The organism is Streptomyces sp. NPDC050264 (assembly GCF_040655895.1).
GTDB lineage: Bacteria > Actinomycetota > Actinomycetes > Streptomycetales > Streptomycetaceae > Streptomyces.
In genome coordinates this window covers 1-20,736 of record NZ_JBFAKV010000010.1, presented here as the reverse complement: position 1 = coordinate 20,736, position 20,736 = coordinate 1, and the positions used below count along the sequence as shown (strand labels likewise).

At 71.3% G+C, this 20,736-nt stretch carries 21 protein-coding genes and 1 tRNA gene; 17 read left to right on the top strand and 5 right to left on the bottom strand.

From position 1 onward, the window contains the following. Nucleotides 1-66: 66 nt before the first annotated feature. Nucleotides 67-819, bottom strand: a complete 753-nt coding sequence (locus AB0J02_RS19320; RefSeq protein ID WP_363194909.1) for a lysophospholipid acyltransferase family protein — start codon at nt 817-819, stop codon at nt 67-69. Nucleotides 820-1,005: 186 nt separating this feature from the next. Here AB0J02_RS19320 and AB0J02_RS19315 point away from each other — a divergent pair, with 186 nt between their 5' ends. From AB0J02_RS19315 to AB0J02_RS19305, 3 genes are all read left to right on the top strand, one after another. Next, nucleotides 1,006-2,208, top strand: a complete 1,203-nt coding sequence (locus AB0J02_RS19315; RefSeq protein WP_363194908.1) for a glycerophosphodiester phosphodiesterase — start codon at nt 1,006-1,008, stop codon at nt 2,206-2,208. Nucleotides 2,209-2,282: 74 nt separating this feature from the next. Continuing rightward, on the top strand, nt 2,283-2,798 hold the full coding sequence (locus AB0J02_RS19310) for a sigma-70 family RNA polymerase sigma factor (protein ID WP_363194907.1): 516 nt from the start codon (nt 2,283-2,285) through the stop codon (nt 2,796-2,798). Nucleotides 2,799-2,837: 39 nt separating this feature from the next. After that, entirely contained in the window at nt 2,838-3,341 is a 504-nt protein-coding gene (locus AB0J02_RS19305) for a GNAT family N-acetyltransferase (RefSeq protein ID WP_363194906.1), read from the top strand. Here AB0J02_RS19305 and AB0J02_RS19300 read toward each other — a convergent pair. Continuing rightward, nucleotides 3,331-3,786: a hypothetical protein gene (locus AB0J02_RS19300; protein WP_363194905.1), complete on the bottom strand. Its 456-nt coding sequence runs from the start codon at nt 3,784-3,786 to the stop codon at nt 3,331-3,333. The two genes, AB0J02_RS19305 and AB0J02_RS19300, sit on opposite strands and share 11 nt — an antisense overlap. Next, the gene (locus AB0J02_RS19295) at nt 3,767-4,126 is read right to left on the bottom strand and encodes a hypothetical protein (RefSeq protein ID WP_363194904.1); all 360 of its coding nucleotides are present in this window, start codon (nt 4,124-4,126) and stop codon (nt 3,767-3,769) included. Before AB0J02_RS19295 ends, AB0J02_RS19300 begins: the two co-directional genes overlap by 20 nt. Before the next feature lie 70 nt (nt 4,127-4,196). Here AB0J02_RS19295 and AB0J02_RS19290 point away from each other — a divergent pair, with 70 nt between their 5' ends. From AB0J02_RS19290 to AB0J02_RS19245, 10 genes are all read left to right on the top strand, one after another. Next, nucleotides 4,197-4,847 (top strand): HAD-IA family hydrolase, encoded by a 651-nt coding sequence (locus AB0J02_RS19290; protein WP_363194903.1) that lies wholly within the window; start codon nt 4,197-4,199, stop codon nt 4,845-4,847. Nucleotides 4,848-5,271: 424 nt separating this feature from the next. Beyond that, nucleotides 5,272-6,327: an ATP-binding cassette domain-containing protein gene (locus AB0J02_RS19285; protein WP_363194902.1), complete on the top strand. Its 1,056-nt coding sequence runs from the start codon at nt 5,272-5,274 to the stop codon at nt 6,325-6,327. Next, nucleotides 6,324-7,076: a methionine ABC transporter permease gene (locus AB0J02_RS19280; RefSeq protein ID WP_363194901.1), complete on the top strand. Its 753-nt coding sequence runs from the start codon at nt 6,324-6,326 to the stop codon at nt 7,074-7,076. The genes AB0J02_RS19285 and AB0J02_RS19280 overlap by 4 nt, the downstream gene beginning before the upstream one ends. Before the next feature lie 75 nt (nt 7,077-7,151). Beyond that, nucleotides 7,152-7,982 (top strand): MetQ/NlpA family ABC transporter substrate-binding protein, encoded by an 831-nt coding sequence (locus tag AB0J02_RS19275; RefSeq protein WP_363194900.1) that lies wholly within the window; start codon nt 7,152-7,154, stop codon nt 7,980-7,982. A 42-nt stretch (nt 7,983-8,024) separates the two neighbouring features. Further along, entirely contained in the window at nt 8,025-8,849 is an 825-nt protein-coding gene (locus AB0J02_RS19270) for a MetQ/NlpA family ABC transporter substrate-binding protein (protein WP_363194899.1), read from the top strand. A 140-nt stretch (nt 8,850-8,989) separates the two neighbouring features. Further along, on the top strand, nt 8,990-9,628 hold the full coding sequence (locus AB0J02_RS19265; protein ID WP_363194898.1) for a GNAT family N-acetyltransferase: 639 nt from the start codon (nt 8,990-8,992) through the stop codon (nt 9,626-9,628). Nucleotides 9,629-9,765: 137 nt separating this feature from the next. Further along, nucleotides 9,766-10,983 (top strand): precorrin-6y C5,15-methyltransferase (decarboxylating) subunit CbiE, encoded by a 1,218-nt coding sequence (gene cbiE / locus AB0J02_RS19260; RefSeq protein ID WP_363194897.1) that lies wholly within the window; start codon nt 9,766-9,768, stop codon nt 10,981-10,983. A gap of 363 nt (nt 10,984-11,346) precedes the next feature. Further along, a complete protein-coding gene (gene cobT, locus AB0J02_RS19255; protein WP_363194896.1) occupies nt 11,347-14,562 on the top strand; it encodes a nicotinate-nucleotide--dimethylbenzimidazole phosphoribosyltransferase in 3,216 nt (1,071 codons plus the stop codon). 185 nt (nt 14,563-14,747) lie between these two features. Continuing rightward, entirely contained in the window at nt 14,748-15,983 is a 1,236-nt protein-coding gene (gene cobA / locus AB0J02_RS19250; protein ID WP_363194895.1) for a uroporphyrinogen-III C-methyltransferase, read from the top strand. 54 nt (nt 15,984-16,037) lie between these two features. Then, on the top strand, nt 16,038-16,865 hold the full coding sequence (locus tag AB0J02_RS19245; RefSeq protein WP_363194894.1) for an RNA methyltransferase: 828 nt from the start codon (nt 16,038-16,040) through the stop codon (nt 16,863-16,865). 22 nt (nt 16,866-16,887) lie between these two features. Here AB0J02_RS19245 and AB0J02_RS19240 read toward each other — a convergent pair whose 3' ends face one another. Then, nucleotides 16,888-18,075: a serine/threonine-protein kinase gene (locus AB0J02_RS19240; protein WP_363194893.1), complete on the bottom strand. Its 1,188-nt coding sequence runs from the start codon at nt 18,073-18,075 to the stop codon at nt 16,888-16,890. Between the two features lie 200 nt (nt 18,076-18,275). Between AB0J02_RS19240 and AB0J02_RS19235 the strand changes: the two genes are divergently transcribed. From AB0J02_RS19235 to AB0J02_RS19220, 4 genes are all read left to right on the top strand, one after another. Beyond that, nucleotides 18,276-18,554, top strand: a complete 279-nt coding sequence (locus tag AB0J02_RS19235; protein ID WP_363194892.1) for a hypothetical protein — start codon at nt 18,276-18,278, stop codon at nt 18,552-18,554. Nucleotides 18,555-18,788: 234 nt separating this feature from the next. Beyond that, on the top strand, nt 18,789-18,998 hold the full coding sequence (locus tag AB0J02_RS19230; RefSeq protein ID WP_363194891.1) for a hypothetical protein: 210 nt from the start codon (nt 18,789-18,791) through the stop codon (nt 18,996-18,998). Between the two features lie 208 nt (nt 18,999-19,206). Further along, nucleotides 19,207-20,151: an aminoglycoside phosphotransferase family protein gene (locus AB0J02_RS19225; protein WP_363195183.1), complete on the top strand. Its 945-nt coding sequence runs from the start codon at nt 19,207-19,209 to the stop codon at nt 20,149-20,151. A gap of 69 nt (nt 20,152-20,220) precedes the next feature. After that, nucleotides 20,221-20,499 (top strand): zf-TFIIB domain-containing protein, encoded by a 279-nt coding sequence (locus tag AB0J02_RS19220; protein ID WP_363194890.1) that lies wholly within the window; start codon nt 20,221-20,223, stop codon nt 20,497-20,499. 65 nt (nt 20,500-20,564) lie between these two features. On the opposite strand, the gene AB0J02_RS19215 is transcribed toward AB0J02_RS19220, so the two are convergent. After that, nucleotides 20,565-20,639 (bottom strand) — tRNA-Val (locus AB0J02_RS19215). Nucleotides 20,640-20,736 lie beyond the last annotated feature (97 nt).

The following is a 20,736-nucleotide window of genomic DNA, read 5'->3' as shown; positions in this document are numbered from 1 at the left end:
AAACGGCTGGGCCCCGGCCACCGGAGAACTTCGGCGGCCGGGGCCCAGGCCCCTACGTCTGTGTGTCTACGCGGCCTTCGCCTTGGTGGCGTACATGTCCACGTACTCCTGTCCCGACAGCCGCATGACCTCCGCCATCACGGAGTCGGTCACGGCCCGCAGGACGTAGCGGTCGCGCCCCATCCCGTCGTAGCGGGAGAACTCCATCGGCTCACCGAACCGCACGGTCACCCGTCCGGGCCGCGGCATGCCAGAACCGCCCGGCTGCAGCTTGTCGGTGCCGATCATCGCGAACGGGACGACGGGCGCGCCCGTCATGAGGGTCAGCCGCGCGATGCCGGTGCGGCCGCGGTACAGCCGGCCGTCGGGGGAGCGCGTGCCCTCCGGGTAGATCCCGAAGATGTTGCCGTCCTCCAGGATGCGGCGGCCGGTCATCAGCGCGGCCACACCGCCGTTGGCGCCGTCCCGGTCGACCGGGACCATGCCGACGCCCGTGAAGAACCAGGCCATCAGGCGGCCCTTGAAGCTCTTGCCGGTGACGTACTCGTCCTTGCCGATGAAGCACACCTGCCGGTCGCAGACCAGCGGGAGGATCATCGAGTCGATGAACGTCAGATGGTTGCCCGCCAGAATGACGGGGCCGGTACCCGGAATGTTCTCGGCGCCTTCCACACGCGTGCGGAACATCAGGCGCATGATCGGTCCGAGCACTGCCTTGATGAACGCGAAGCGGGACAACGGGCCCTCCGGTGTCAAGGAATGGATGATGGGGTCTGTGCAGGTGAGGACGATACTCGCGGGCGGGTACCCCGTGCACATCGGGTTCACCGACCCGATACGCAGAGTTGACGCGAGTTCGCGCCCTGTTGATGTCCGTAAGACGCCCAGGAGTCATCCCGCGGCACCCTGACGTTCTGTCCGAGGTCTCCCACTCGTCACTCCCGCACACCTACGATCGATTCCGCTTTGACAGGTGCAAGGCGGGACTTGTGGGAGGAGTGCTTCATGGGGAACGAGAAGTCACAGAGGGCGCAGGACGCTCAGGAGACGCGCGGCGAGGGGGCGATGGGCCGCCGCTCCCTGCTGGGCGCCGCGGTGCTGAGCGCGGGCGCGGCCGCCCTCGCCGCACCCGGAGTCGCCAGAGCCGCCGAGCGCGACAGTGGCAGGAATCACTCCGGACAGGGCTACCGGAGCCTGCCCGTGCCGACGATCGTCGCGCACCGCGGCACCAGCGGCTACCGCCCCGAGCACACCCTGGGCTCGTACCAGTTGGCGCTCGACATGGGCGCGCACGTCATCGAGGCGGGTGACATCGTCCCGACCAAGGACGGTCACCTCGTATGCCGTCACGAACCGGAAATCGGTGGCACCACGGACGTGTCGGCGCACCCCGAGTTCGCCTCCCGCAAGACCACGAAAATCATCGACGGCGTCTCCACGCCCGGCTGGTTCACCGAGGACTTCACGCTCGCCGAGCTGAAGACGCTGCGCGCCAAGGAGCGCATCCCCGGCACCCGTCAGCACAACACCCTCTACGACGGCCGCTGGGAGATCCCCACCTTCGAAGAGGTTCTCAAATGGCGGGCGGCGCAGAGCAGGAAGCGCGGCCGCGAGGTGTGGATCCACGTCGAGACCAAGCACCCCACCTACTTCCGCAAGCTCGGCCTGGGCCTGGAGGAGCGCCTCGCCAAGCTGCTGCGCGCGTACAAGCTCGACCAGAAGAACTCGCCCGCCTTCCTGCAGTCCTTCGAGCCGACGAGCATCCAGCGTTTGAACAAGCTGGTCGGCAACCCCCTGGTCGTCCTGCTCTCCACGGCGAACTCCCGCCCGGCGGACTTCGTCGACACCGGCGACCCGCGCACCGTCGCCGACCTGATCACGCCCAAGGGCCTCAGGGAGATCGCGTCGTACGCGCAGGGCATCGGCCCGACCCTGGACCTGGTCATCCCCAAGGACTCGGCGGGCAAGCTGCTGGAGCCGACCACCCTGGTCAAGGACGCGCACGCGGCCGGGCTGATCCTGCACCCGTACACGATGCGCAACGAGAACACCTTCCTGCCCGCCGACTTCAAGAAGGGCACGGACCCGAACGCCTACGGCGACGCGTTCGGCGCTTTCCAGGCGTACTTCGCCACGGGTATCGACGGGATCTTTTCGGACAACTGTGACACCGCCCTCCTCGCCCGTGAGGACTTCGTCAACGGCTGACCCCCGGGAGCCGGTTGGAGTGAGACGCGGCCGCCCCGGCAACCGGGGGCCGAGCCGGCCGCGTCCCGCCGGGCATGACGTATGACACGGTGATCGAGACCCTGCGGCCCCTGCTCGCCGCGGAGGTGCGCGCGGAACTCCCCGGCGCCGCCGAGCCCCGCGACCTCGAACAGGCCGTATGGGTCCGCCTGCTGGAGCACCTCGGCACCCAGGGGCCGCCCCGGGACCCGGCGGCCTGGCTCGCGGCGACGGTCCGCGCGGAGGCGAACCGGCAGCGCGGCGCGGCCCTGCGCGAGTCGTCGTACGTCACCGAACCCGCCGCCGACACGGACGGGTCGGACCCCGAAAGCCAGGCGCTGGACCGGGAGCGCGCCGGCGCCCTGCACGCCGCCGTCCGCCGGCTCCCCGGCCGCTGCCCCCGTCTCATTGGTGCGCTGCTGTCCCCGAAAGACCTCACTTACCGCGAAATCGCAGGCGAGTTGGGTATGTCACAGGGCAGTCTTGGGCCGGAACGTTCCAGATGTCTGGGATGCCTGCGCAGAATCCTCGCGTCCGAGGTTGCGCCCGCGGCCGGTAGGGGAAAAGGGTGAGGGACAACCGGCGGACAGGTGAGCGGGAGGCATGCACACATGGGCATGAGCGTGACCATCTCTGCGGCGACCGAAGCGGACACCGAGCAGATTCTCAAACTGCAGTACCTCTGCTACCAGAGCGAGGCTCAGCTCTACGGGGACTACTCGATCGAGCCGCTCAGGCAGTCCCTCGACTCGGTGCGGGCCGAACTGACGGGCGGCACCGTCCTGGTGGCCCGCCTCGGCGACGAAGTGGTGGCCTCCGTACGCGGCACGATCGACGCGGACGGCACCGCCCGGATCGACAAACTCATCGTGCACCCGCGCATGCAGCGGCACGGCCTGGGCGGCCGCCTGCTGTCCGCCGTCGAGTCGGCACTGGGTACGGCGGGCACGGCCAAGCGCTTCGAACTCTTCTCGGGCCACCGCAGCGAACACAACCTGCGGCTGTACCGCAAGCACGGCTACACGCCGGTGTCGACGAAGCGGGTGGACGACCGGCTGACCCTGGTGACGCTGGCGAAGGATGTCGAGGCCGGCGCCCTGGCGACTAGCGCGTAGCGGTCTGTGCCCGGCGCAGCCAGAACAGGGCGGAGACGGGCAGGAGCACCGGGATGAACAGGTACTCCATCCCGTAGTCGGACCAGACGGTGGAGTCCGCGAACGCCGAGGGCTCCACCAGTGTCCAGGTCCCCACCGCCAGCACGCCCACGAGCTCGGCGGCGCAGCACACCAGCGCCGCCTTGCGGGCCGTCTCGCCGCCCCGCACGAGCGAGTACGTGATGAAGCCGTAGACGACGCCGGCGACCGCGGAGAGCGTGTACGCGAGCGGGGCTCTGCCGAAGTCCGTCGCGATCTGGAAGACCGAGCGCGACACGGCGCCCACGACCATCACGCCGTACAGCCACACGAGCAGCGTGCCGGGACCGCTCGTCAGCCGCCGGGACGCCTTCTTGTTCTCGGTCTCCTGCGAAGTCACAGCCACCTCATCCTCCCCAGATGTCATAGAGCCGTACTTCGAGAACGGCGAGCACCACGCCACCCGCGGCGACCGTCACCGAACCCCAGCGCGTGCGCTCGGTCAGCGACATGAACCCCGCCGCGGGGACACAGGCGAACGCCCCGATCAGATACGCGACGAAGATCGTCGTGCCCTGCTCCGGCTTCTCGCCCCGCGCCAGCTGCACGATCCCGACCACCAGCTGCGCCAGCGCGAGAACCGAGACCACGGCCATGCCGATGAAGTGCCAGTCCTTGGTCGGCTGGTCGCGGTAGGCGGCGAAACCGCACCACGCGGCGAGCGCGAGCGCGGCGAGACCCGTCACCAGGGTCAGGGCAGCAAGCATGGCCAGACCCTATTACGGGCCAAAAGACCTGATGCGCCCGCCCCCGGGGTGGCCCGTAGCCTTGGGAGACATGAAGATCACCGCTGACGCCCTGCTGTTCGACAACGACGGAACCCTCCTCTCGTCCGTGGAGTCGGTGTACCGCTGCTGGACCCGCTGGGCGCAGGAGTACGGGATCACCGCCGAGGACTTCGCCGCCGTCGAGCTGCACGGCCGCCCCGCCGCCGAGATCGTCGCCGACCTGCTGCCCGCCGAACGGGTCGCCGAGGCCGTGGCCCGCATCGAGCAGCTCGAGGTCGAGGACGTGCCGAGCGGCGGCACCCACGTCCTGCCCGGCACCTTGGAACTGCTCGCCTCGCTCCCGGCCGGCCGCTGGGCCGTCGTCACCTCCGCCACCCGCCGCCTCGCCGAGGCCCGGCTGGCCGCCGTCGGCATCGACCCGCCGCTGCTCATCGCCGCCGACGACATCACGCGCGGCAAGCCGGACCCCGAGCCGTTCCTGCTCGCCGCCGGGAAACTGGGCGTGGACCCGGCGCGCTGCGTCGTCTTCGAGGACGCCCCGGCCGGTCTCGCGGCGGGCCGCGCGGGCGGCATGACCACCGTGGCGTTGACCACAACGCACGAGGCCCGCGAACTCTCCGCGGACGCCGTGGTGAAGGACCTGTCGGCCGTGGCAGCGCTGGTCACCGAGGCCGGTGTGGAGATCACCGCCGCGGCCTGAGCGCCCGCACGCACCCGTCCAGCGCTGTCCGCTATTCGGACAGCGCGGGCGGCTCGCGTTCTCACGTCTGCTTTACTTGCCCGCATGACCACGACGAGCAGCCGCACCCTTGCGACCGAGGCGACGATGACGCCCGGTGCTCGTTGTATGTGTCGAATGTGCGCCTTCTGAGGGCCCCCGCCCGTTCTCGCGCCCCCGAAGCGAGTGCCCGCGTGCCCTGTCCGTAGGGAGTGACTCCGCAGGGAGAAGCAGTTCACCTACGTGACCGGGCCTGCCCCGCGCACAGATTCTCCGTACTGATGCCAGTACCGCTCCCCGTCCGGAGCGAGAGCCTGCCGCGCCCGGAACTCAGCCGAGTTCCCGAGATGTTTGCCCCGTGCCCGGCGCCACCCGTGCCGCGCACTCGACAGTGACGGAAACCCACGTGATCACCACTCAGGGCCTCACAAAGGTCTACCGCTCGCGCGGCCGCGAGATCACCGCCCTCGACGGCGTCGATCTGCATGTGCGCGAAGGTGAGGTGTACGGCGTCATCGGCCAGTCCGGCGCCGGCAAGTCCTCGCTGATCCGCTGCGTGAACCTGCTGGAACGTCCCACCTCCGGCACCGTGACGGTGGCCGGCCGGGACCTCACCGCCCTCGCCGGGCGCGGATCGCGCGCCGGCAAGGAGCTCCGCGAGGCGCGCAGCCGCATCGGCATGGTCTTCCAGCACTTCAACCTGTTGTCCTCGCGCACCGTCCAGGACAACATCGAGCTGCCCCTCGAAATCCTCGGCAAGTCGGGGAAGGAACGTTCCACCAAGGCGCTGGAACTGCTCGACCTCGTCGGCCTCGCCGACAAGGCCAAGTCCTACCCCGCCCAGCTCTCCGGCGGCCAGAAGCAGCGCGTCGGCATCGCCCGCGCTCTCGCCGGCGACCCCAAGGTGCTGCTCTCCGACGAGGCGACCAGCGCCCTCGACCCGGAGACCACCCGCTCCATCCTCCACCTCCTGCGCGACCTCAACCGGCAGCTCGGCCTGACCGTCCTGCTCATCACGCACGAGATGGACGTCGTCAAGACCGTCTGCGACTCGGCCGCGCTCATGCAGCGGGGACAGATCGTCGAGTCCGGCACCGTCGGCGAACTGCTCGCGACGCCCGGCTCGGAGCTCGCCGCCGCGCTCTTCCCGGTCAGCGGCGACGCCTCCGGCGCCGACCGCACCGTCATCGACGTCACCTTCCACGGTGAGTCCGCGACCCAGCCGGTCATCTCGCAGCTGGCGCGCACGTACAACATCGACATCTCGATCCTCGGCGCCGCGATGGACACCGTCGCGGGCAAGCAGGTCGGCCGCATGCGCATCGAACTGCCCGGCCGCTACGAGGAGAACGTCGTCCCGATCGGCTTCCTGCGCGAGCAGGGTCTCCAGGTCGAGCCGGCCGGGAGCACCGCCCGCGCGGACCGCGCGTCCGCACCGCAGAAGGAAGGTGTCACCAAGTGACCTGGTCGGAGATGCAGCCCCTGCTGTCCCAGGCGTGTTGGGACACCTTCTACATGGTCGGCTGGTCCACGCTGATCGCCGTCGTCGCGGGACTCCCGCTCGGCATCCTGCTCGTCCTCACCGACCGCGGCGGTCTGCTGCAGAACGCCGTGGCGAACAAGGTCATCGGGCAGATCGTGAACATCGTCCGGTCGATGCCCTTCATCATCCTGATGGTCGCCCTGATGACCTTCACGCGCTGGATCGTCGGCACCACCATCGGCCGCGAGGCCGCCATCGTGCCGCTCGCCGTCGGCGCCATCCCGTTCTTCGCGCGGCTCGTCGAGACGTCCGTACGCGAGGTCGACGGCGGGCTCGTCGAGGCCGTGCAGTCGATGGGCGGCAACACCTGGACCGTCGTCCGCAAGGTCCTCGTACCCGAGTCGCTGCCGTCGCTGATCTCGGCCACCACCACGACGATCGTCGCCATCATCGGCTACTCCGCCATGGCCGGCACGGTCGGCGCGGGCGGCCTCGGCGACCTCGCGATCCGCTACGGCTACCAGCGCTTCGAGACCCAGATGATGTGGATCATCGTGGCGATCCTCGCCGTCGTCATCGCCCTCATCCAGTTCGCGGGCGACAGCGGAGCCCGCGTCCTGCACCGCCGCGCCGGCAAGGGCGGCGAACCGCTCCGCTTCCGCGTACTCGGCGGCTTCCTGCCCGGCGGCCCGGCCGCCGCGGAGACCGCCCCCGCCAAGACCCGCTGACCCGCGGACCCGCAGATTCCTGTCTCCCCGTCCCACCCCGGCGGGTTGCACCACCCATGGAGAAAGGCACTTTTCGTGCGTAACACCTTCAAGATCACCGCAGCTGTCCTCGCCACCGGCGCCCTCACCCTGGGCCTGACCGCCTGCGGCTCCGACAAGGCCGACACCAAGGCCGACGCCAACGACAAGCTGGTCGTCGCGGCGACCCCCGTCCCGCACGCCGAGATCCTCGAGTACATCAAGAAGAACCTGGCGAAGAAGGCGGGCCTCAACCTCGAGGTCAAGGAGTTCACCGACTACGTCACGCCGAACACGGCGACCGAGGACGGGTCCGTGGACGCCAACTACTTCCAGACCACGCCGTACCTGAAGGACTTCAACAAGAAGCAGGGCACCCACCTCAAGTCGGTCGCCACCGTCCACCTGGAGCCGCTCGGCCTCTACTCCGAGAAGGCCAAGAAGCTCGACGGACTCAAGAAGGGCGGCACCATCGCCCTTCCGAACGACGCCGACAACGAGAGCCGCGCCCTGCGCTTCCTCGCTCGCAACGGGATCATCACCCTCAAGAGCGGTTCCGAGGCCACCGCGACGCCGCAGGACATCGCGAAGAACCCGAAGGACCTGGAGTTCAAGGAGGTCGAGGCGGCCCAGACGCCGCGCTCCCTCAAGGACGTCGACGCCGCGGTGATCAACGGCAACTACGCCATCGGGGCCGGTCTCAAGCCGGCCAAGGACGCCCTCGCCCTGGAGTCCACGAAGAACAACGCGTACAACAACGTGCTCGCCGTCAAGGAGGGCAACGAGGACGACCCGCGCGTGAAGAAGCTCGCCAAGCTCCTGACGTCGCCCGAGGTGAAGAAGTTCATCGAGGACAAGTACAAGGGCTCCGTCCTTCCCTCGTTCTGAGCGACCACCTCACAGCGACGACTTCACAGTTCTGAGAATCCGATGCGCACCGTCACCCTGCCCGCCGCCGTCATCGCCGGAGCCCTCGCGCTCGGCCTGACCGCCTGCGGGTCCGGCTCCGGCGCCGACGACAAGAGCGGCAAGCTCGTCGTCGGCGCCACTCCGACCCCGGCCGGCGAAGTCCTCACGTACGTACAGCAGAACCTGGCGAAGAAGGCCGGACTCGACCTGCAGATCAAGGAGTTCACGGACTACGTCCTGCCGAACACCGCGCTCCAGCAGGGCGAACTCGACGCCAACCTGTTCCAGCACACGCCGTACCTGGAGGACTTCAACAAGTCCAAGGGCACGACCCTGACCCCGGTCACGCAGGTCTACCTGCCGCCGCTCGGCTTCTACTCCAAGAAGACCGACGACGTCACCGAGCTGCGTGACGGGGCGACCGTCGCCCTGCCCAACGACGCGACCAACGAGGCGAGGGCGCTCGAACTCCTCGCCTCCCAGGGCGTGATCGAGCTCAAGAAGGGCGCCGGTGTGAACGCGACTCCCAAGGACGTCGTGAAGAACCCGAAGCACCTCACCTTCAAGGAGCTCGAAGCGGCGCAGCTGCCCCGCTCGTTGGACGACGTCGACGTGGCCGCCGTCAACAACAACTTCGCACTCGACGCGGGTCTCGACCCCAAGAAGGACGCCATCCTTCTGGAGAGCGCGAAGAACAATCCGTACAACAACGTCCTCGCCGTCAAAAAGGGCAACGAGGACGACCCGCGCGTCAAGAAGCTGGCGAAACTGCTGACTTCGCCCGAGGTGAAGAAGTTCATCGAGGACAAGTACAAGGGCTCCGTGCTCCCGGTCACCGGCGCCTGACCGACACACCGCGCATGGGAGCCGCTCCTGGCAACAGGCGCGGCCCCCATGTGCAGTTACGTGCCTTCATGCTGCATGCTGGGCACTTCACCCGGCCGACACGATGCTTTGAAGCGGCCACGAGGGTTACGGAGTGCCGCATGACGAAGACCTTCCCCGAGATCTCCATCAGCACGGAGCGCTTGGTGCTGCGTCCGCTCGACGAGGACGACGTCCCGGCCCTGGCCGAGATGATGAACGACGAGCTGATCGCCGCGTGGACGTCCGTGCCGCAGCCCTTCGACGAGGACGGGGCGCGTGACTGGATCACCGACTACGCGCCCGAGGAGCGGGCCGCCGGAACCGGCCTCGACCTCGCCATCACCGAGTTCCTCACCCAGCGCCTGGTCGGCGTCATCCAGCTGACCAAGACCAACTGGCACGTACGTTCCACCGAGCTCTCGTACATCGTCGCCCCCTGGGCCCGCGGCGAGGGCTACGCCTCCGAGGCCGCGCTCGCCATGGCCCAGTGGCTCTTCCGCGACCAGGGACTCGAACGCATAGAGCTGCGCACCGCCGCCGACAACACCGCCTCCCAGCAGGTCGCCCAGAAGATCGGCTGCATCAGTGAGGGTGTCCTGCGCAACGCCTGCATAGCCCGCACCCGCACCGAGGACGGCACCTGGGCCGAGGTCCGCACCGACTTCATCGTGTGGAGCCTGCTGCCCGAGGACATCGAGGGCGTCACCGAGCAGCTCGCCGAGGCCGGGGGTTTCACGGCCTTCTCGGACTGGAACTGACCCCACAGGCAGCCGCCAGACCCAGCAGGTACGCTCTCGGTGCCCCGCCCGGCCTCCTGTCACCCGGCGGCTTCCCCCGATCCGCGTACGCACGCGACGTATGTACGCACCCGAGCACACCCTGGAGACTGACGACGATGGCCGACCGGGTCACGGTGATCGGCTGGGACGGCTCTCCGCCGACCGCGGCGGCCCGCTCCGCGCTCGCCGCGGCCACCCTCGTGGCCGGAGCCGCCCACCACCTGGCGCTGCCCGAAGTGCCCGAGCGCGCCGAGCGGATCCGGCTGGGCAGTGTGGCGCTCGCCGCCCGCCGCATCGCGGGACACCGCGGCACGGCCGTGGTCCTCGCCGACGGCGACCCCGGCTTCTTCGGTGTCGTGCGCACCCTGCGCGCCCCGCAGTACGGCCTCGAGGTCGAGGTCGTACCCGCCGTCTCCTCGGTCGCCCAGGCCTTCGCCCGCGCCGGCATGCCCTGGGACGACGCCCAGGTGGTCGTCGCCCACAGCCGCACCCTGCGCCGCGCGGTGAACGTGTGCCGCGCCCACACCAAGGTCGCCGTCCTCACCTCACCCGGCGCGGGCCCCGCCGAACTCGGCCTCCTCCTCGAAGGCGTCCACCGCACCTTCGTCATCTGCGAGGAACTCGGCACCGACCGCGAACAGGTCACCGTCGTCACCTCCGACAAGGCCGCCGACCACGCCTGGCGCGACCCGAACGTCGTCATCGTCATCGGCGGCCCGCCCGCCGCCGGCGCCCCGGAGAACGGCGGCTGGCTGTCCGGCGGCGACCCCGACACCGCGCCCCGCGGCTGGGCCCTGCCCGCCGCCGAGTACGAGGGCCCCTTCGCCGAGGGCGAGAGCGAGCAGCTGCGCGCGGCCCAACTCGCCCGCCTGGGTCCTCGGCCCGGCGACCTCGTCTGGGACATCGGCTGCGGCAGTGGCGCGTTCACGGCGGAGGCCGGCCGCTTCGGCGCCGCCGTCATCGCCGTCGACCAGGACCCCGACGCCTGTGCCCGCACGCTCGCCGCGGCCCGCCGCTCCGGCGTCCAGGCCCAGATCGTGCAGGGCGCCGCCCCGCACATCCTGGAGGATCTGCCCGAGCCCGATGTCGTACGGGTGGGAGGCGGGGGAGCGGCCGTCGTCTCGGCCGTCGCCGACCGGCGGCCCGCGCGCATCGTCACGCACGCCGCGACACGCGACGCCGCCGAACTCGTCGGCCGGAACCTGACGGAGCACGGATACGACGTCGAGTGCGCCCTCCTGCAATCCGTCGAACTGGACACTCGTGCCTGGACGGAGAAGGAGCGGACCGTGGGGTTCCTGCTCTCGGGACGTCTGCAGGACCGCCACCCGTGACCCTGACGGCCCAACGCGCGCGGTAGGCTGGCCGATCGTTGTACCGCACCAGGACATGCACCGGTTCGTCGGCCAATGTCCGGGAAACGCACCACTTTTGGAGTGCGTGTGGTACAGCAGTGACCGGAGGACGCGCAACGTGGCGCAGTCCACAGAAGGCCGTGGCCGATCCAGGTGCCGTGGCCGGGATCCGGCCGGGACAATACCTGTTGTCCGGGACGGTTCGTGCCGCGCGGCGCGCGTGCTCGTTCTTCATACGGGCGGACTGCGCGCCGCTCCGGTCAGCGGCTCAGAAGGGGCTCGCATCTCCGGCGGTCGGCCGGGAGCGGCCGGGAAGTTCTCATCGATGGGCGAGGGGTAGGCATGACCGACACCGGTCAAGTTCCGGGCGAAGGGCTGCCGGAGAACGCAGGTGCGGTGGGACAGCCGGGCGCTCCCGCCCCGGGTGCGTACACCTACCTCGATCCCGCCGACGCCACCGTCGAGGACGACGAGATGCTCCTCATGCCGGGCTCCCAGGGCGCCTGGGGCGAGCCCCCGGCCCCGCTGCCCGCGCAGCAGCAGTACTCCCAGGAGTACGCGGCGGCGCCCGCCGTGCACGAGCCCGGCCCGCACGAGACGGGCGGCCGCGACAGCGGTCACCACGACCTCGGCGCGATGCAGACCCCGGCGCCGGCGGGAACCGGCCAGAGCGCCGGACGCCGCCCGCTGCACATGGGCCCGCCCACCCCGGAGACGGGCGGCGGCGCGGTGCGCTCGCTGGCCGACCGCGGCCCCGCGCAGCAGACCCCGCCCCACCAGATGCCGATGCGCCAGTCGGGTCCGCCCACCACCGGCCCGGAGTATCTCGACATCCCGCCGCAGGGCGCCGCTCCGTGGCAGTCCGCCGAGGCCGCGCAGCAGCAGTCCGCGCCCGCGATGCCGTCGGAGCCCGCGGAGATGCCCGCACCGGACCCCTCGGCCTTCTACGCCGAGCCGGACCCGCACTTCCCCCACCCGCAGACCCCGGCCGCCGGGGAGTTCGTGCCCGCCGCCGAGCCGACGCCGGTCGCCGCGTACGCGGGCCAGGGCGATCAGTCCGGCCAGTACGCCGCCGCGCACGAGCCGCTGCCGTACGACTTCCCGCCGGAGCAGGAGTCCGTGCCGGCGCAGCCCTTCGGCCAGTTCGTGCCCGTCGAGGGCACCGTGCCCACGACGCCGCATCTGGCGCCGACGCCGCCGCAGGCCATGGTCGTCCCGCCGCTGCCCGAGCCGGCCCCCGAGGCCCCGGAGTTCGCCGAGCTCCCCGACACACCGGAGTTCACCGACGCCCCGCAGGAGCCGGCCGTCGCCGGGCCCGTCGCGGAACCGGTCGCCGAGCAGCCGATCGTCGAGCCGGTCGCGGAGCCTCTGCCGCCCCAGACCTCCGAGGCCGCGCCGATTGAGCCCGCACCGGCCGAGACGGTGCCCGCGGAGACCGCACCCGTCGAAACCGTGCCTGTCGAAACCGTGCCGGTCGAAGAGCCGGCGCAGGAGATCCCGCCCGTCGAGGCCCCGCCCGTAGAGGTCCCGTCGGTCGAGGTCCCGGTCGCCGAGGTTCCGGTCGTGGAGACCCCCGTCGAGCAGCCGGTCGAGGCCGAGGGCGAGGGCGAGTTCGCGTCCGAGGCCGAGGGCCTGGCCGTCGTGCCCGCTCCCCGTGACGGCGGCCCCGTCGCGCCCCCGGCGCCGGAGCACGTCGAGCCGTTCGACGCCGAGGAACCCGACCTGATCGAGGTCGCCCCGGAGCCCGAGCCCCGGCCCGTGCCCGCCGCCGACGAGCAGCCCGTGGCCGAGCCCGAGCCGCTGCCCATGGACTTCGAGCCGGGCGCCGCGGCCGTCTCCGGGTACGACGACGCCGAGCGCGAGGCCGTCCTGCGCGTCATGCGCGAGCGCCGTGACATCCGCAACGGCTTCCGCAGCGACCCCATCCCGCACGAGGTCCTGCTCCGCGTGCTGGAAGCGGCGCACACGGCCCCGTCCGTGGGCCACTCGCAGCCCTGGGACTTCGTCGTCATCCGCTCCGCGGAGACCCGGCGCACCATGCACGAACTGGCCATGCGCCAGAAGGACGCGTACGCCAAGTCCCTCCCCAAGGGCCGGGCGAAGCAGTTCAAGGAACTGAAGATCGAGGCCATCCTCGACACCCCGGTGAACATCGTGGTCACCGCCGACCCGACCCGCGGCGGCCGCCACACCCTGGGCCGGCACACCCAGCCGCAGATGGCCCCGTACTCCTCGGCCCTCGCGGTCGAGAACCTGTGGCTCGCGGCCCGCGCCGAAGGCCTCGGCGTCGGGTGGGTCAGCTTCTTCGACGAGCGCGAGATGGTCCGCACGCTGGGCCTGCCCGAGCACCTCGAAGTCGTCGCGTACCTCTGCGTGGGCTACGTCGACGAGTTCCCCGAGGAGCCCGAGCTGATGCAGGCGGGCTGGTCCAAGCGCCGCCCGCTCTCCTGGGTCGTGCACGAGGAGACGTACGGGCGTCGGGCCCTGCCCGGCGAGGACCCGCACGACCTGCTCGCCGAGACCGTCTCCAACATCCGCCCGCTGGACGCCAAGGCGCTCGGCGAGGCGTGGGAGCGGCAGAAGCGGATGACCAAGCCCGCGGGCGCCCTCGGCATGCTGGAGATCATCTCCGCGCAGCTGTCGGGGCTCTCCCGGATGTGCCCGCCGCCGATCCCGGAGCCCGCGGCCGTCGCGATCTTCGCCGGTGACCACGGCGTGCACGCCCAGGGCGTCACCCCGTGGCCGCAGGAGGTCACCGGCCAGATGGTCGCGAACTTCCTGGGCGGCGGCGCGGTCTGCAACGCCTTCGCGAACCAGGTCGGCGCCGAGGTCTGCGTCATCGACGTGGGCGTGGCGAGCGAACTCCCGGCCACCCCCGGCCTGTTGCCCCGCAAGGTCCGCGCCGGCACGGCCGATATGACGACCGGCCCCGCCCTGACCCGCGAAGAGGTCAAGGCGGCCATCGAGGTCGGCATCGAGACGGCCCGCGACCTCGTCGCGGCGGGCAACAAGGCGCTGCTCACCGGCGAGATGGGCATCGCGAACACCACCGCGTCGGCCGCCCTGATCTCCGTCTACACCGAGGCCGAACCCGCCGAGGTCACCGGCCGCGGCACCGGCATCAACGACGAGACGCACGCCCGCAAGGTGGAGGTCGTGCGCCGCGCCCTCGACGTGCACCAGCCCGACCCGGCCGACCCGATCGGCGTCCTCGCGTCGGTCGGCGGCCTGGAGCACGCGGCCCTGGTGGGCCTGCTCCTGGGCGGCGCCTCCCTGCGTACGCCGGTCATCCTCGACGGCGTCAGCGCCGGCGCCGCCGCCCTGGTCGCCCGCGCCATCGCCCCCGAGGTGCTGGCCGCCTGCATCGCGGGCCACCGCAGCGCCGAGCCCGGCCACGTCGCCGCGCTCAACAAGCTGGGGCTGCGTCCCCTCGTCGACCTGGACCTGCGCCTCGGCGAGGGTACCGGCGCCCTGCTCGCCCTGCCGATCGTGCAGAGCGCGGCGCGCGCGATGCACGAGGTCGCCACGTTCGACTCGGCGGGCGTCACCGAGAAGTAGCCCCGCACCGATCGGAACGCCTGTCCACCGCTGTGGGCAGGCGTTCCGCACGGCGGAACCAGCGCCAGAGCACCGGCGAGCCCTGTCGACGGGCCAGGACATAAGCTGACCGCACCGGAAACCGCACGTCACCGGGCTCCGACGTCGCAGCCCCAAGAGCCCAGCCGCATCAGGAGCCGTACGACATGCCTCCCGCACAGCACCCCGCCTACCCGGTGGGACTCCGCCTCACCGGCCGCAAGACCGTCGTCATCGGCGGCGGCCAGGTCGCCCAGCGCCGCCTGCCCGCGCTCATCGCGGCCGGCGCGGACCTCACCCTGATCTCGCCCTCGGCCACCCCTTCCGTGGAGGCCATGGCGGACGCGGGGGAACTCACCTGGGTCAGGCGCCGCTATGAAGAGGGCGACCTCGAAGGCGCCTGGTACGTGCTCATCGCCACCGGCGACCGCACCGCGAACGAGCGGGCCTCCGCCGAGGCGGAAGCGGCCCGCGTCTGGTGCGTGCGCTCCGACGACGCCGAGGCGGCCACCGCCTGGACCCCGGCCACCGGCCGCACCGAGGGCGTGACCGTCGCCGTCCTGTCCACCGAGGCCGCCGACCGCGACCCGCGCCGCACGGCCGCCGTGCGCGACGCCCTCGTGGAGGCCCTGCGTGACGGCACCGTCAGCACCGAGCGGACCCGCACCCCGGGCGTCGCCCTGGTCGGCGGCGGTCCGGGCGACCCGGACCTGATCACCGTGCGGGGCCGTCGCCTCCTCGCCGAGGCCGACGTCGTCATCGCCGACCGCCTCGGCCCGCGCGACCTGCTCGACGAACTCCCTCCGCACGTCGAGGTGATCGACGCCGCGAAGATCCCGTACGGCCGTTTCATGGCCCAAGAGGCGATCAACAACGCTCTGATCGAGCACGCCAAGCAGGGCAAGGCCGTCGTCCGTCTCAAGGGCGGCGACCCGTTCGTCTTCGGCCGCGGTATGGAGGAGGCCCAGGCGCTGGCCGCCGAGGGCATCCCGGTCACTGTCGTCCCCGGCATCTCCAGCTCGATCTCGGTCCCCGGCGCGGCCGGCATCCCGGTCACGCACCGCGGTGTCGCCCACGAGTTCACCGTGGTCAGCGGCCACGTCGCGCCGGACGACGAGCGCTCCCTGGTCGACTGGGCGGCGCTCGCCAAGCTGACCGGCACCCTCGTGATCCTGATGGGCGTCGACAAGATCGGGAAGATCGCCCAGGCGCTGGTCTCGTACGGAAAGGCGCCCGACACCCCCGTCGCGCTGGTCCAGGAGGGCACCACCGCCGCCCAGCGCCGGGTCGACGCGACGCTCGCGACGGTCGGCGAGAAAGTGGTCGCGGAGGGCGTCAGGCCCCCGGCGGTCATCGTCATCGGTCCCGTGGTGCACGAGCGCCCCACACGTAACCAGCGGTAACAAGGGCAGTGCTCAACCGTTGGCACCACTCCCAGGACAAGGCAGTATCGACCCGTGGCTGAACCTCAAGGTCTCATCACCATCGAAGACCCCGACGACCCGCGCCTGCGCGACTACACGGGCCTGACCGACGTCGAACTGCGCCGAAAGCGGGAACCGGCCGAGGGCCTGTTCATCGCCGAGGGCGAGAAGGTGATCCGGCGCGCCAAACTGGCGGGCTACGAGATGCGCTCGATGCTGCTCTCCGCGAAGTGGGTCGACGTCATGCGCGACGTCATCGACGAGGTCCCGGCCCCGGTGTACGCCGTCGCCCCGGACCTCGCCGAACAGGTCACGGGCTACCACGTGCACCGCGGCGCCCTCGCCTCCATGCAGCGCAAGCCGCTGCCGACGGCCGACGACCTCCTCACCACGGCCCGCCGCATCGTCGTCATGGAGTCGGTCAACGACCACACCAACATCGGCGCGATCTTCCGCTCGGCGGCCGCCCTCGGCATGGACGCGGTACTGCTCTCGCCCGACTGCGCGGACCCGCTCTACCGACGCTCGGTGAAGGTCTCCATGGGCGCCGTCTTCTCCGTTCCGTACGCCCGCCTGGAAGCCTGGCCGAAATCTCTGCAGAACGTCCGTGAAGCAGGCTTCAACCTGCTCGCGCTCACCCCGGCGGAGAAGGCCAAGTCCCTGGACGAGGTGGCCCCGCACCGCATGGACCGCGTCGCGCTCATGCTCGGCGCCGAGGGCGAGGGCCTGTCGACCAAGGCCCTCATGGCGGCCGATGAATGGGTCCGCATCCCGATGGCCCACGGAGTCGACTCGCTCAACGTGGGCGCGGCGGCCGCGGTCGCCTTCTACGCGGTGGCGACCGGCCGGCCCGAACTCTGAACCCGCCCCGCCGGGGCGAGGATCACAGGCTCTGAGCCACCGCGATGGCCAGCGCCACGAGCAGCGTGACCACCACGAACACGAACAGCCGCTGGCGCAGCAGCCGCGGATTGGCGGGCCGCAGCTTCTTGCCGGGGCCCGTGCCGTTCGTACGGGGAGCGGGGCGCCCGGCGCCACTGCGCGGAGCGGGCCTGTTCCCGGACCGGGACGTCGTGGAGCGCGGTCCTGAACCGCCGCCCGTCCGCCCGTTGCCGGTCCGCGGCGGGGGCGTACCCGGCTGCGCACGCCGCTGGGTGCGCTGTTCCGCGTAACTCTCGGCGAGCCGTCCCGTCGGCCGGTCCACGTCGGAGCGCGGCGCCGGCGGCCGCGCCTCACCCAGACCCTGGGCCTCGCGGGCCGCGATCTCCTTGAGCCGCAGCGACAGTTGAAGCGTGCTGGGCCGCTCCTCCGGGTCCTTGGCGAGACACGCCCGCAGCAGCGGCGCGAGCGCGTCCGGCACCCCGCGCAGCTGCGCCTCCTCGTGCACCACGCGGTAGAGCATGACCTCGGAACTGCCGTGCCCGAAAGGCGATTCACCCGTGGCCGTGTACGCGAGCGTGGCCCCCAGGGAGAACACGTCGGTGGCCGGGGTGACGGCCGCGCCGCGCACCTGCTCCGGCGCGAGGAATCCGGGGGAGCCCACCGCGGTCCCGACATGGGTCAGCGTCGAGGCGCCGGTGGCCCACGCGATCCCGAAGTCGATGATCCGCGGCCCCTTCGGGGACAGCAGGATGTTCGACGGCTTGAGGTCGCGGTGCACGACCCCGGCCTCGTGCACGGCGACGAGCCCCTCGGACAGCGCGGCACCGACGGCCGCCACGTCGGAGGCGGCCAGCGGACCCTCCTCGGCGACCTTGTCGTGCAGCGAGGGGCCGGGCACGTACTGCGTCGCGAACCACGGCCGCTCCGCCTCCAGATCGGCGGCGACGAGCCGCGCGGTGCACCCGCCCCGGATCCGGCGTGCGGCGGAGACCTCGCGCGCGAAGCGCGAGCGGAACTCCTGATCCTCCGCCAGGTCCGGCCTGATCACCTTGAGGGCGACCCGCTGCCCGCGCCGGTCGGAGCCGAGATAGACGACGCCCATCCCGCCGGCGCCGAGTCGTCTGTGAAGCCTGAACGAGCCGACGACGCGCGGGTCCTCGCGCCTGAGGCGCATCATCGCCATGTTCATCCCCGCTGCTGCCCGGTCTCGTCTGACGAGCCACAGCTTACGTTTACGCGGCCGATCGTGTGCTCAGGCCGCGCCCTCACGCCGGATTGGATTGTCAGTGTCGGGTGGGAAACTTGAAAGGTGGTCAGGGAGCGCGGGATCAGGGCGGCTTGCGGCGGCCCCGGCTGCCAACCACCCGTCGCAGAAGGGGGATTGAGCCCATGAAGGGTGATCGGGTCGAGATAGTCGTAGATGCCGGGGACACGACGCGCACATACGAGGTGGTGGCCAGTCGCGCGGGGCGCAGAGTGGAGACCGCGGTGCGCAGAGGGGTGGTGGAAGTGAGCGAAGTCACCCGCTCCGGCTCCGTGGTGCGTACCGCGCGCTTCATGGCGACGCGGGTCCTCGCGCTGGTCGAGCAGCCCGTGCCGCGGGAGGACGCGGCGGAGAAGGCGGCCCGCACGAGCCGCCCCCTCGGGGAAGACCCCGAGACCGAGTAGAAGATCGGGGGCGCGTCTCCACCCAGGGGAGTACGCGGGGCGGGAGCGGTCATCCTCCGGGAGGCCCGGCAATCGGTACGAGGGCATGACGTCCCCGGTGGCCGCCGCCCATAGATTTGAGGTCAAGCGGCGGGTGCAGCACTCGTCCCCCGAGGTCAGGCACCCGCCGCTGCACAACTCAAGATCCTTCCGGACCAGTCCGGCGGGACCCGAGGATTCGACCGGGAGAGGGCCATGGCGCACACGACACCGCGGACGACAGCGTTCCGCAGCACGTGGGCCCGCAGGGCTGTGTCTTTCAACAGCCCCGCGACCGGCCGCCGCCACCCGCTGGTGGCCACGGCCATGGTTCTCCCTCTCGCGGCCCTTCTCGTCGTAGTTTTCGGCGGCTGGGACGCGGTGGTCGCACAAGCGTCGTCCGTGGGCGTGATGCTGGGGCGCTGAGCGGCGCCTCCAGGCCCGGAAGAGCGGTCCGGGCGGGGACATCCGACCATGAAACCCCGTGGGGACGGGGGTGCGGCGGACGGCACAAATGCCGCGTGCAGCTGGGGAGCTGCACGCGGCATTGCTTTTCCCGGCCACTTTTCGGCACAAGAGCGGCCGGGCAGGCCCTGATCGGGTCCGCGCATGCCCGTAGGGTCGGGGCGTGACCATGCCCATCGTGTCCGCGCTCCAGGCCACGGCCCGCGGTTCCGTCCACCGGGATCCCGGCTCCTGCGTCTGTGGTGCGGGGACCCTCGCCGACCGCCCCGACGGCACCGTCGTCCGGCACGGCGACACGGTCGCCAAGGCCCACGCCCCCGGCACGGACCCCGCCGACCTGCGACTGCGCCTCACGGTGGCCGCTCACCCCGCCCTCGCCGGGGTACTGCTGCCGCCCCTGCGCGGCGCCGCGGCGCCCTTGCACGACCGCCTGGTCACGTTCTGGCCGCACGGCACACCCGTCGACCCGGACCACCCGGAGCACGCCCCCTGGGAGGCCGCCGCCACCCTGCTGGCCCGCCTCCACACCACGCCCCTCCGCCCGCTCCCGCAGGCGCTTCCGCCGATGAGGGGGCCGGCCAAGGCGGCCCGCGCCCTGGCCAGGCTGGGCGCCACGGCCCCCGGTCACCCTGCCGCCCGGCCCGTCCGGGACGCCTGGCGCACGCTCCCGCCGTGGGCCCGCGCCGAAGCGCCGTACGAGCACGCCCGCGCGCTGTGCCACGGCGACCTGCACCTCGGTCAACTGGTCCGCCACCCGGCCCGCTCGGGGCCCTGGCTCCTCATCGACGTCGACGACCTCGGAATCGGCGACCCCGCCTGGGACCTGGCCCGCCCGGCAGCCTGGTTCGCCTGCGGTCTGCTGCCCACCGAGGACTGGACCCGTTTCCTCACCGCGTACCGGCAGGCGGGCGGCGCACCGGAACTCGCCGCCCCGGACCCCTGGCCCGCCCTCGACGTACCGGCCCGCGCCCTGACCGTGCAGACGGCGGCCCTCGCCGTCTCGAAAGCCACCGAGGCCGGCCGGCCCCTCGACGAGGTGGAAGTGGCCGTGGTCGACGCCTGTGACCGAATGGTGCGCGTACCGACCGAGTTGGGGTCCGAATCCGCCAAGTAGGGTGCGCAGGACGGAAGCCGGGAAGTGTTCCGGCGAAGCAGTGCCGAACGGCGAGGAGTTGACCCGTCCATGCAGTGTCCCAAGTGTCACGCACCGATGCACACGTACAACCGAAATGGCGTCCAGATCGAGCAGTGCAGCGGTTGCCGCGGGATATTCCTCGACTACGGCGAGCTGGAGTCGCTGACCCGGCTCGAGTCGCAGTGGCAGCAGCAGGCCCCACCCGCGCCACAGGCGTACCCGTCCGCCCCGGCCCCGGCCTGGGGAGCACCGCATCACGGCGGTCATCACGGCGGACACCACGGCCACCACAAGGGCGGCTTCGGCCGGATGCTCTTCTCCTCCTGAGCGGCTGAGGGACTGAGTCTCCGAGCACGAAGAAGCCCCCGGTCCGAGGACCGGGGGCTTCTTGCTGGTGCGCGATACTGGGATTGAACCAGTGACCTCTTCCGTGTCAGGGAAGCGCTCTCCCGCTGAGCTAATCGCGCGGGAACGGGCCAGACTCTACCAGGCTCCGTGAGGTGTGCTGCGTGCGCGATACTGGGATTGAACCAGTGACCTCTTCCGTGTCAGGGAAGCGCTCTC